Raw genomic sequence first — 11,989 nt, forward strand, 5'->3', positions numbered from 1 at the left:
GGGTCAGTGAGTCTGGGCGAGAAGACTGCGCGGAGTGATCCCGAACTCGCTCTTGAAGGCGCGGGCGAAGTGCGAGAAGTCGCTGAAGCCACATTTCAATGCAACATCCGAGACGCGGTATTCTCCGCCCGCGAGGAGCAATTCATGAGCCCGCTGCAAACGCTGTTGCCAGAGCCAGCGGATCGGCGTGGTATCCTCGATCGCGAAGACCCGGTTCAGCGTCCGTCGCGACACGCCGAGCTCTTTCACCAGAAGATCGGAATTCAGTTCGGTGTCTTCGAGGTGTGCCAGGATGTGCGATTTGGCGCGGTCGAGCAGCGCACCATGGCGGCTGGTGTCAAAGTCCGAGAGTCCGGCCTCGCTTTCGAACGCAGCGGCAAGCAGGTCGATTAAGGACATGGCGACGCGGTTCGACGACGAACAGTCGCCTGTCAGATCGAGGCCATGCGCCTCGCGCAGCATGTTAGTGGCAAGCCGTCCTATCGGCGAGGTGCTCGACATCGGTCGGGCCGTCAGACGTTCGGCGTTCGGCATGCGGTTGAGCATCACGGAGCGCGGAATCTTGACCCAGTAACCACCATAGTAGCCGTCCATGTGGTTATGAAACGGACGCGCGGAGTCGTAGATGCAGAATTCTCCAGCCTGCTGGTGACCTGACCGGCCATTCTGGTCGACCTTCATCGCGCCTTCCGTCAGTAGGGCGATGTAGAAGCAGTCCAGCGTGTCGCGGCGAATGTCATTCTGATCGCGCCGGCTGACCATGCCGCTAGTCGCCAGCCGGCTCAGGCCTAGGCTGCCGAGGCTGCGCATGGAAATCTTGGCCCGGAAGGCGTCGGCTTCCTGCAGTGGCGTGTTCTCGGCAGGGGAAAAATGCTTGCAGATAACTTCGTTCCAGAATTGGAAGCGATCTCGCGCAGGAAGGGCTGCGGAGTCGATCGTCGTGATGGCCTTGAGCTGCTGTGTGACGGGGATCATATCGCGCTTTCCGATGGGCATGATCCAAGAATTCCACCGCGTCCAAATTGCGCAACGGAGGGCCGTCAGGCAACGATCACAATGAGATCGGGTGCGTGAGAAATATGCGCATGGCGCGAGGTGTGCTTAGTTTTGCGTCGATGGCCGAAGCGCGTGAACTGGGTTAGTTTCCCCACAAAAAAAGGGGGATTCGCGTGAAAATGGCGCGCCTTGGGGAAGGCGCGCCGCGAAAGTCCCTCAATTGTGCGCAGAATTTAGGCTGGAAGCTGGCTGCGTCGCCGCGCCGCTGTGGCGCTAGTGAGCAGCGCCAGAGCGATGAGCACCAAAGAGAAGATGGTGAAGGCCGTAGAGAGACCGAGGCCGTCGATCAGGAAACCGAAGGCAAAGGTCGGAATCGCGTTCGACAGGTAGCCGACAACGTAGAATTTAGCGATCTGCGAGGCGTGGGTGCCCGGGGCTGCGGTCTGGTTGACGAGCGCCGCCCCGCCGACGAAAGCTGCTCCGTAGAACAGGCCGCAGAGCGGCATGGCTAGGATGAAGATGGCCGATACGCTGGCCAACGCTCCGACCAACGTCATGGCCTGCAGAGCCGCAAGTGTCCCGCAGCCAATGACGATCGCTGTCAGCGGGCGAATGCGCCCGCTCATCATCTGGCCGATACCTGCGAAGAGTTGAAAGATGGCTGGAAGTAGCCCTGCCAAGGCGTGGATATTGAGATGGAAGAGGTCGGTCGCGAGGCTGACTGCGGTCGCCATGAGGATCGAGCCAAGCATCCAGGCCACTGCGACCGACAGGCACGCCAGACGCAGGAAGCGCGCACGTTCCCGATCGTCGAGCGACGCCCTGGCATCGCGGGCCGGCGTGTTGGATGCGCGCTTGCCCTTTGGCCAAGGCGCCAGTGTAAGCCCGAGGAAAGCGAATGCAGCGACCGCGGCAATGCACAGGAAGGGTGTGACCAGCGGGGCAGCGTTTGTCGCGAGAGCGGCCGAGGACAGACAGGGACCGGCCGCTGCGCCGCCGGTGAAGGCAATTGTCGAGACCGTGGCCGCGCGGCCGCGCTTATCTTCGCTGTCGAGGTCGAAAAGAGCGGTGGAGGCTGTCGAGGTGATCAGTCCTGTGCTGATGCCGGACAGGAACCGTCCGACGAGCAGCATCCAGACCTGGTCGGCCAAGGCAAAGAGGATCGCGCCGGTCGCTGTGATCAGTAGCGCTGGCAGCAGGATCTGGCGCCGGTCTGTCACAAGACGATCAAGCCGCCCGGCCAGAAACAGCGAGATCAGCGTGCCGACTGCGTAGACCGAGAAGATGGTGGTGCCCGCGCTCTGCGGCAGGCCCCATTCGCTTATATACACGGAGTAGAGTGGGCTGGGTGTAGTGCTTGCAAGGAGGGCCGCGAAGATTGCCAGCGCACAGAAGGCTCGGCCCACGAAGAAACTCGAGCTTCGTGACGCGGAGGCTGTGCTCTGGCTGAACGTGTTGGCGTGAGAAGCGATGCTTTGTGACGTCGCCATGTGGCGGCTGCTCCAGGCTATGCGGACGATGGATTGTCGGACTTGGCCACTGGTCAACATCAGCAAGAGTGGTATAGCCATGGCAAACTAATTTGCAAATGCCGAACTATTTGGCGCGTGTCAACGGCCGATCCCGTTCCAGGAGAAAGAGATGACCCAGATGAAAGCGATCCAGTTCTCGGCCTTTGGCGATACCGGAGTACTCGCCCTTGTCGACATACCGCGCCCCGTGCCTGCTGCGGGGCAGTTGCTGGTGCGGCAACAGGGTAGCAGCATCAACCCGGTCGACCTGATGATTAGGCGCGGAGGCTACCCCTCGGTTCCCCCGAAGCTGCTGCCCTATGTCGGCGGGCGGGACGTGGGTGGTGTCGTCGAGGCGGTGGGCGAAGGCGTGGACACGGGTTGGATCGGGCGCCCGGTCTTCGGTGCGCCGGACTTCAGCCGCGGTGCCTTTGCCGAATGTATCGTCATGGGAACCGAGGAGGTCGCCGAGGTGCCCGACGGGCTGACACCGCGCGAGGCTGCACTTCTCCCGATCGCCGCGCTTACGGCGTGGCAGGGGCTCTTCCGTCAGGGCGGACTGCAAGCGGGCGAGACCGTTCTGATCCATGGTGGCTCGGGGGGCGTCGGGCACTATGCGGTTCAGATGGCGGCGCGCGCGGGTGCGAAGGTGATCGCGACGGCGTCCGAGCGAAACAAGGACTTCCTCAGCGCGCAGGGCGCGGAGCGTGTGGTTGCCTATGATACAGAGGAGTTCGACGAGGTTCTGGCTGACGTCGATCTGGTACTTGACTTGATCGGTGGTGAGACTCAGCAACGCTCTTGGCGAATTCTCAAAGAGGGTGGCCGGCTGATCTCCGCCGTGGCAGCGCCAGACGCCGAAAGCGCGCGCGAAAAGAAGGCAAAGGTTGCGAAGTTCTTCATTGCGGAGTCCCGCCAGGACGATCTCCTTCGTATCGCCGCGGAGGTCGCGGCAGGCACCCTGAAGAGCCACGTGGCGCAGTGGTGTCCGCTTGCCGAAGTCCCTGCGGCGCAGGCCGCGCTGGAAGAGGGCGGGATCCGTGGCAAAATCGGCGTTGAAATCGGCTGATCCAAGGGGGCGGTTCCGTCCTCGGACCGCCCGGCTGTATCGGGACGGTCGCGCGATTTGCGGCCGTCGCCGTGGCGACGCAGGTCTCGCGGCGAGACTGGCTGCTGGAGGTGCGTCAGCCCGCTTTCCGCCGGGCCATGCCGCTAGGGGGGCAGGCCGTCTGCGGTCCGGCCGGCGGCGACCTGTTTGGCCAGACTATACATGTCTTTTGGCACACCGAGCAAAGCCGGGCGTTCAGGCGCGCAGTAGCCTCTCGGCAACGCAACGACGACCCGAGGATCGAGAATGGCCGTACATGCGCCGACAAAAGACGAGCTGAGAGCCACTGCGGCCCACTACGGGATCGCCTTTACCGACGCTGAACTTGAGGAATACCAGGCTGCGATCGCCGCAAGACTGTCCTCCTATGAGGTGGTGTCCCGGATGCCAGACGAAGTGCCAGAGGTGCAGTATCCGCGCACGCCCGGGCATCGACCGTTGCCCGAGGATAACCCGCATAATGCCTGGTACTGGAAGACCTCTGTGAAAGGTGCGGCAAGCGGTAAGCTGACGGGCAAGAAGGTTTCGCTCAAGGACAACATCATGCTGGCCGGTGTCCCGATGATGAACGGCACGCCGCAGCTCGAAGGTTATGTACCGGAGTTCGACGCGACGATTGTGACCCGCATCCTCGACGCGGGCGGCGAGATCCTCGGTAAGGCGCATTGCGAGCTGCTGTGCATGACCGGAAGCTCCTTCACCAATGCCACAGGTCCGGTTCACAATCCTTGGCGGCACGGCTACTCGGCGGGGGGCTCCTCCTCGGGATCCGCGGTCACCGTGGCGACCGGCGAGGTCGACATGTCTGTCGGATGCGATCAGGGCGGCTCGATCCGCATGCCTGCGTCCTTCTGCGGCATCTACGGCATGAAGCCGACCCACGGACTGGTGCCCTATACCGGGATCATGCCGATCGAGATCGAGATCGACCATGCCGGCCCGATGACCGCCACGGTCGAGGACAACGCGCTGCTGCTCGAAGTCATCGCTGGTGACGACGGCTATGATCCGCGGATAAAGGCACCTGACGTGCGCGAGTATACCAAGGCGCTGACCGGCGACATCCGGGGGATGAAGATCGGTGTCCTCAAGGAGGGCTTCGAGGACCGTTTCGCCGATCCCGACGTCAACGAGAAGGTCCGCGCCGCGGCTAAGCGGCTCGAGGCGCTGGGAGCCGAGGTGATCGAGGTCTCGGTGCCAATGCACAAGATTGCGGGCGCCATCTTCGAGCCGATCGTGACCGAGGGTTCGTTCATGACGATGTTCGAGGGCGACGGCTATGGCGCTTCGCGGCGAGATCTATACGCGGTTTCGATGATGGATCATTACCGTGGCTGGCGCCGCACGGCGAATGACCTATCACCCACCGCCAAGATCGCCCTTCTCGCAGGCCGCTACATCACCGACACCTACGGCACGCGGTTCTACGGCAAGGCGATGAACATCAGCCGCCGTCTTCGCGCAGCCTATGACGCTAAGTTGGCCGAGGTAGATCTTCTTCTGATGCCCACAACAGCCGTCACTTCGAAGAAAATGCCGGAACCGGATGCGCCGCTGGCTGAAATCCTCGATCGCGCGCATGAGATGGTCGGCATCACCTGTCCCTTCGACATTACCCACCACCCGGCCATGTCCGTGCCCTGCGGCCTGTCGGAGGGGCTGCCGGTGGGGATGATGCTGGTGGGGCGGCACTTTGACGAGGAGACCATCTACCGCGCCGCCCACGCATTTGAGCAGTCGGGCGACTGGAAGACCTTCTGATCGGCGCATCTGGTCAATCGTTTTGGCCGATAGGGTAAAGCGTACGCCGGGCCTCTTGCTAAGTTCATTGCAAGAATGCCCGCCGGGACGCTTTCTCGCCGCTTGTGAGAAACGCTTTCGGAACACCCCATAACTTTTTGCATGGCGCGTTCCCTGGGGGCGACGCGACGCGCCGTGCCTATCGCGAGGACACGATATGAAAGATGTATGTGCCAATCGGATGACCATCGATGAAGCCCGCCGCGAGATTTCCCGCTCCGGCGCGGCTGGGCTCGCGGACCGCCTTGGTGCCATTGCCGTGGGCAATCCTCTGAACGCGACAACTCAGGTGGACTACCGTGTGCCCGAAGGGTTGACCGGACAGTTGGCCGGCCTTCCGATCGCTGTGAAAGACAACGTCGACGTTCTTGGTTTCGCGACCACGGGCGCTTCACCCGCGCTCAAGAACTTTCGTCCGGGCGCAGACGCGCCGGTGGTGGCCCGGCTGAAAGCGGCGGGAGCCTGGGTTCCGGCGAAATTGAACATGCATGAGCTGGCCTTCGGCATTACATCGGACAACGCTGCTTACGGGCGGGTGATCAACCCTTTCGACGCGGGGAGGACGGCAGGGGGCTCCTCGGGCGGCTCGGGGGCAGCGGTTGCGGCCGGGTTGGTCCCAGTGGCGCTCGGCACGGATACGGGTGCGTCGGTCCGCATTCCGGCGGCCTTCTGCGGAACCGTCGGCCTGCGTCCCTCGACCGGACGCTATTCAACAGATGGCGTCATCGCGATTTCCTGGATGCGCGACACAATTGGTGTGCTTGCTAACTCGGTCAGTGATATCTCGGAAATCGACGCCGTGATCTGCCCCGATGATGCCGCCGATATTACCGTTCCGAGGCGCCCGCTGCGCCTCGGTCTGCCGGCGGATGCGTTGCCTGGCTATTGCCCAGCGACCGAAGACCGATTCCGCGCGGCGCTGGAAGAGCTCGTTTCCGGTGGCACGGTCGAGATCGTACCGCTTCCGGCACTCGGCTACGAGGAAATTCAGAGCCGGTTCGATGCCCCAACGGCGCAAACTGAGGCGTTGACGTGGTGGCGGGAATTTTGCACGGACAAGCTCGAAATCACCCTACAGGAATTCCGCGAGGGGCTTGCCAGCCCGGACGTTGTCGAGATCTTCGCCACCATGGAGGCCGCCGCGTCCGACGGCGCCGTCATCTACCGCGATCTCGTGCGCAAGGGCCGCTCGGCCTTGCAGGCGTGCATCGGCGCCCTGTTTACGCAGTACGAAATCGACCTGATCGCTGCGCCCACCTCGCCTGTACAACCACCCAAGGTCGAGGACTATTCTCAGATCAAGGTCAGGGGCGAATTGCGACCCACGCTCCCAGTGGTCGTGCAGAACACCTCCCTGGCCACAATCGCCGGAACCCCCTCGCTCACGCTTCCGGCAGGCTTCGACGCAGACGGGCTCCCTGTCGGCCTGATGCTGGAGGCGCCGATCGGGTGCGACCGGCAGCTTCTGGCCATGGCCGCGCGCATCGAAGCCGAGCTTTCGCCGGGGTGCTTTGAATCTTTGAGATGACTGCAAAGGTCCCGGCGTAGTGGCGGGGCCTTTGGATTTTACGCCGAGGGGATCGATGATTCCCGTAGGCAGTTTCAACGGCTCCGGTTCTTCAAGTGAGGCGGCCTAAGCGGGTCGCTCCAGCGCAAGATCGACAAAGGTGCTCGTCGGACTTGAACACTCATCAGCTCTGGGCCCGGTTCTTGCGCCAAAATGCGGCACCAAATATTTTATGTCCGTAAATGACATATTAAATTGTCAAAACCGATTTCATTTATCCCGACCATCTCGGAAACTCGACGAGAAGCAGCAACAGGGATCTTCACATGACTTTCTCCAGACGGACCTTTCTCCAGACTTCCGCGGCGCTTACCGCCACGCTTTCTGCGCCTACGATCCTGCGCGCGCAGGACGACGTGATCCGCATCGGTGGCCTTCACGATCTGTCGGGCGCGATCGACTCCAGCGGCATTCCTATGAACCAGGCGATGCAATACGCGGTGGCGCAGATCAACGAGGCGGGCGGTCTTCTCGGCCGTCAGGTCGAGGCGGTCACTTACGATCCGCAGTCGAACATGTCGCTCTATTCGCAATACGCGACCCAGCTTGCGCTGCGTGACAAGGTGACGGCAGTTTTCGGTGGCATCACCTCGGCTAGTCGCGAGACCATCCGCCCGATCTTCCATCGCTACCAGACGCCCTATTTTTACAGCTGCCTCTACGAAGGCGGTGTCTGCGACCGAAACGAAATCACGCTGGGTACCACTCCGGCCCAGACTGTGGCGCAGCTCATTCCCAACGCGATGAACCTCTGGGGTAAGAAGGTCTATACTGTCGCCGCTGACTACAACTACGGTCACATCACCGCGGCATGGATTAAGCGCTACGTGGAAGAGAACGGCGGCGAGTTGATCGAGACCGAGTTCTTCCCCCTCGACACCACACAGTTTGGCTCGACGATCTCGAAGATTCAGGCGGCCAAGCCTGACATGGTGATGTCGGTGCTTGTCGGAACCGCGCATTTGGGCTTTTACCGCCAGTGGGTCGCCTCCGGGATGAAGGGCGAGATCCCGATCGCCTCTACCAGCTTCGGCGGCAACGGCACCGAGAACGTCATGCTGACGCCGGAAGAGGGCAACGGAATCCTCACTGCCTTCGGCTACTATGAGACTGTCGAAAACGAGAAGAATGCCGAATTCCGTGAAGGTATTAAGGCTTTCTATCCGGACAATCCGCCTGTGCTGGGTGAGACGTCGGAAGTTACTTACGAGGCAGTGATGATCTGGGCCGACGCGGTCAAAGAAGCGGGCTCGACGGACCGGGACGCAATTCTCGAGGTGATCGAAACCGGCAAGTCCTATTTGCTGCCCGCGGGAAATGTAGCCATCGACCCGCTGACCCACCACGCTGTGCGCGACGTCTACATCGCCGAGCTCAGGGATCAGAAAATGGATATCCAGCAAAAATTCGAAGCGGTGCAGCCGACCGATACGCAGATGGTCTGCAACCTGCAGGAAACGCCGGATGCCAACGTCCATCACGAGATCAGCCTCTGAGTAAACTGAGCTGGTCTGCCGCAAATCGCGGCGGGCCGGTCCGGCCAATCCGAACACGGAGCGCCAAATGGACTACACTATAATTGTCTTCCTCGAAATCCTACGCGCCATCTCCTGGCTCGTGATCCTCGCCGCGGGGCTGGCCATCATCTTCGGGATGATGAAGGTCATTAACTTCGCCCACGGCGAGTTCCTGATGCTGGGAGGATACATCACCATCATGTCGCACAACGCCGGGGTGCCGCTATGGATCTCCATGGGTGTCCTTGCACCGCTGGTCGTTGGCGTCTTCGGCATTATCGTCGAACGTCTGGTGATCCGGCACCTTTACGGTCGCATCATCGACAGCCTGCTCGCCACATGGGGCCTGAGCTTGCTGATGATTGGCGGGGTGACCATGGTCTTCGGCAATACTGTGCAGGGCGTGTCGACGCCGCTCGGCAGCCTTTCGATCGGGGCCTACCAGGTGCCCGGCTATAACCTTCTGCTCATTGGCATTGCGGTGGCGATGATGATGGCGATCTGGTTGGTGCTGCGGTTTACCTCGGCAGGGCTGATCGCGCGCGCAACGATGCAGAATCCGGACATGGCCGAGACGCTGGGCGTGCGCACGAGCTGGGTCTACATGGCGACCTTCGGCTTGGGATCGGCAGTGACGGGTCTGGCGGGCGGTCTGCTGGCTCCCTTGACCGGCGTGGCCCCCTCAATGGGCGTGAATTTCGTCGCCCAGAGTTTCATCACCGTTATCACCGGCGGTGCCTCAATGATTGCCGGGACGCTGTCGGCGGGCACACTTCTTGGCACGATCAGCCAGGGCGTGACCTTCGCTACCGGGCCCGTCTATGGCGATGCGGCGCTGCTGCTGGCCGCGCTAATCCTGCTGCGCTTGCTGCCGCAGGGCATCACCGGGCGCATCTTCCGAAAATCCCTCTGACCCGCCGTTCCAAAGGAGTCATCAAATGGAAACCTCTCTCCGCACGGATCCGGGCTTTTGGTTCATGACAGCTCTGGGCCTTGTGCTTCTGTTCCTAGGGCCTCTCTTCTGGGACCTCTTCCAGATCATGCAGATCACGCAATACGTGGTGCTTTCGGTCTATGTGCTCTCGCTGGCTTACATCTGGGGGTTCGGCGGAATCCTGAGCTTCGGGCAGGCTGCCTTCTTCGGGCTGGGCGCCTACACCTTCTCGGTCGCGGCGATCAACATGGGCGAGACGACCTTTCCCTTCGTGCTGGCCTTCGCCATCCCAGCCATCTTCGGTGCGGCACTCGGCTACTTCATGTTCTACGGCAAATTGTCGGACGTCTACATGGGCGTCGTGACCATGGTAGTCACGCTGATCTTCTGGAAGCTAATCAACCATACGGCCGGCCCTGAATACGCTATCGGCGACGCGCGCCTCGGCGGGTTCAACGGCATCCCCTCAGTGCCGGTGCTGAACGTGCCAGGCGACGCGCAGGCTTGGCTCGACCCGGGACAGATGTTTCAGGTCTTCATGGCCATCCTGACACTACTCTACGTGCTGCTGCGGATCCTCATTGCCTCGGACTTCGGGCGCATTTCGATGGGAATTCGCGAAAATGAGACCCGGGCCGCGTTGCTGGGCTACGACGTGCGCCGGCACAAGGTGATCATGTTCGCGCTCGGCGCAGGCATTGCCGGGATGGCAGGAGGTATGTGGGCCACGTACCAGACCTTCATCGATCCCAATGTCTTCTCGCTGGAGATGTCGGCCAAGGCACTGATTTGGACCATGGCCGGGGGTGTCGGAACGCTGGCGGGGCCGATCGTCGCGGTGGTGCTGCTGCAGTACCTGTCGCTGAAGTTGGGCGAGATGCACATTCTCAACAACAACTTCATCCTTGGCGGGATCATGATGGTCCTCGTCCTTCTGGTGCCCAAGGGCGGGCTTCCGACGCTTCGCGATGGCATCGCTGCGCTGCGCGTACGGGGCTCGGTGCGGCGCTCAGGAACCCCCGGAAAGGTAGCTCCCGATGTCTGATCTTCGTCCGATCCTCACCACCGAGAAGCTCGTCATGCAGTTCGGCGGGGTGACCGCCGTAGACAATGTCGATTTCAGCCTGCGCGAGGGCGAGCTGCGCTGCCTTCTGGGTCCAAATGGTGCCGGCAAGTCGACGTTCTTCAAGTGCCTGACCGGCCAGTTGACTCCCACGTCCGGAAGGGTCCGGTTCGACGGGCAGGACATCACCGGCTGGGAAACCCATGCGATCGTCGGAATGGGTGTCGGCATCAAGACACAGGTGCCGAACCTTTTCGACGGGCTATCGGCCTATGAGAACGTGCGTATGTCGGCGCGTCGCAAGCACTTGCGCCCGATGGCAAAAGAGAAGGCCGAAGAGATGCTGGAGAAATGCGGCATCGCCCATCTCGCCCGGCGCGAAGTCGGGCTACTGGCGCATGGCCAGCGGCAACTGGTGGAGCTAGCAACTGTGCTGGCGGGCGAGCCGCGGCTGGTGTTGCTCGATGAGCCGGCGGCCGGCATGGCCGGCGACGAGCGAGACCGTTTGGCCGATCTCGTGCTCGAAACTTCTCGGCGCGCCGCGGTCGTGGTGGTCGAACACGACATGGCCTTCATCCGCCGCATCGCCAAATTCACTACCGTCTTCAACCGAGGCGCGATTTTCCGTGAGGCGATGATCGACGAGATCATGTCCGACCGTGCCGTTCAAGAAATCTACTTGGGGAAACAGGCCGATGTCGCTGCTTGAAGTTCGCAATCTTAAGGCCGCTTACGGCGCGGTGCCGGCCTTGCACCAGGTCGACATGACCGTTGCGCCGGGCGAGGTCGTCGGGGTGCTGGGCCACAACGGCATGGGCAAGACGACCCTGCTGCGTGCGCTCATGGGCTTCGTGAAGGTGACCAGCGGGGATATTGTCTTCGACGGGCAAAAGCTGAATGCCCTGCCGGTCAACGCTCGGGCGCGGATGGGTTTGGGGCTTGTGCCGCAAGGCCGAATGATCTTTCCGACCCTTTCGGTGCGCGAGAACCTTGAGAGCGGGATCGCGGGTCAGAAGGATGCAGACACAGTGATCGAGGAAATCCTCACGATCTTTCCGCGTCTGACCCGCCTGCTTGATCGTAGTGGCGGTGCTCTGTCGGGGGGCGAGCAGCAACTGCTCGCGCTGGCCCGGTGCCTGTGCCGAAAGCCGCGGCTGATGCTGCTGGACGAGCCGACCGAAGGGATACAGCCGTCGATCATCGACGAGATCTCGGAGACTCTGCAGGCCCTGACCCGCAACACGGACATCACCATCGTTCTGGTCGAGCAAAACCTCGATTTCATCACAGGCCTTTCGGATCGTGTCTATACCATCTCGAACGGTGTGCTGGATCGACAGATTCCCAAAGACCAGCTGACCGACAGCCGGGCGGTGAGTGAGTTTATGGGCTTCGCGGCCTGACTCGTAGAGCCCAAGAGCATTGAGACCCCGGCGTGATCACCATGCCGGGGTCTTTCTAGTGACGTCTGGGGTCCTCGGGCATGGGCCCTT

The 11,989-nt window shown here is 61.8% G+C and carries 10 protein-coding genes; 8 read left to right on the plus strand and 2 right to left on the minus strand.

Translation table 11 applies throughout. From position 1 onward, the window contains the following. Positions 1–3 precede the first annotated feature (3 nt). Together LC039_RS24785 and LC039_RS24790 are read right to left on the minus strand one after the other, a co-directional pair. Entirely contained in the window at positions 4–975 is a 972-nt protein-coding gene (locus tag LC039_RS24785; protein ID WP_193789532.1) for a helix-turn-helix domain-containing protein, read from the minus strand. A gap of 254 nt (positions 976–1,229) precedes the next feature. After that, positions 1,230–2,567 carry an MFS transporter gene (locus LC039_RS24790; protein ID WP_319003745.1) on the minus strand — a complete coding sequence of 446 codons (1,338 nt, stop codon included), beginning with the start codon at positions 2,565–2,567 and terminating at the stop codon, positions 1,230–1,232. Between the two features lie 70 nt (positions 2,568–2,637). On the opposite strand from LC039_RS24790, the gene LC039_RS24795 reads away from it, so the two are divergent. The 8 genes from LC039_RS24795 to LC039_RS24830 all read left to right on the plus strand — a co-directional run bounded on the left by LC039_RS24795 (position 2,638) and on the right by LC039_RS24830 (position 11,899). Then, positions 2,638–3,576: an NADP-dependent oxidoreductase gene (locus LC039_RS24795; protein WP_226629202.1), complete on the plus strand. Its 939-nt coding sequence runs from the start codon at positions 2,638–2,640 to the stop codon at positions 3,574–3,576. Positions 3,577–3,861: 285 nt separating this feature from the next. Beyond that, complete coding sequence (locus LC039_RS24800) at positions 3,862–5,376, plus strand: amidase (RefSeq protein WP_226629203.1); 1,515 nt, start codon at positions 3,862–3,864, stop codon at positions 5,374–5,376. A 220-nt stretch (positions 5,377–5,596) separates the two neighbouring features. Beyond that, positions 5,597–6,943 carry an amidase family protein gene (locus LC039_RS24805; RefSeq protein WP_193789533.1) on the plus strand — a complete coding sequence of 449 codons (1,347 nt, stop codon included), beginning with the start codon at positions 5,597–5,599 and terminating at the stop codon, positions 6,941–6,943. Positions 6,944–7,248: 305 nt separating this feature from the next. Further along, positions 7,249–8,478 carry a transporter substrate-binding protein gene (locus LC039_RS24810; protein WP_226629204.1) on the plus strand — a complete coding sequence of 410 codons (1,230 nt, stop codon included), beginning with the start codon at positions 7,249–7,251 and terminating at the stop codon, positions 8,476–8,478. A 67-nt stretch (positions 8,479–8,545) separates the two neighbouring features. Then, on the plus strand, positions 8,546–9,412 hold the full coding sequence (locus tag LC039_RS24815) for a branched-chain amino acid ABC transporter permease (protein ID WP_066109112.1): 867 nt from the start codon (positions 8,546–8,548) through the stop codon (positions 9,410–9,412). Positions 9,413–9,437: 25 nt separating this feature from the next. Continuing rightward, positions 9,438–10,478 carry an ABC transporter permease subunit gene (locus tag LC039_RS24820; protein WP_226629206.1) on the plus strand — a complete coding sequence of 347 codons (1,041 nt, stop codon included), beginning with the start codon at positions 9,438–9,440 and terminating at the stop codon, positions 10,476–10,478. Then, on the plus strand, positions 10,471–11,205 hold the full coding sequence (locus LC039_RS24825; protein ID WP_226629212.1) for an ABC transporter ATP-binding protein: 735 nt from the start codon (positions 10,471–10,473) through the stop codon (positions 11,203–11,205). The genes LC039_RS24820 and LC039_RS24825 overlap by 8 nt, the downstream gene beginning before the upstream one ends. Beyond that, positions 11,192–11,899: an ABC transporter ATP-binding protein gene (locus LC039_RS24830; protein ID WP_066109120.1), complete on the plus strand. Its 708-nt coding sequence runs from the start codon at positions 11,192–11,194 to the stop codon at positions 11,897–11,899. The genes LC039_RS24825 and LC039_RS24830 overlap by 14 nt, the downstream gene beginning before the upstream one ends. Positions 11,900–11,989: the final 90 nt, after the last annotated feature.

It is taken from the genome of Alloyangia pacifica, from assembly GCF_020524285.1.
In the GTDB taxonomy this organism is placed as follows: Bacteria; Pseudomonadota; Alphaproteobacteria; order Rhodobacterales; family Rhodobacteraceae; genus Salipiger; species Salipiger pacificus_B.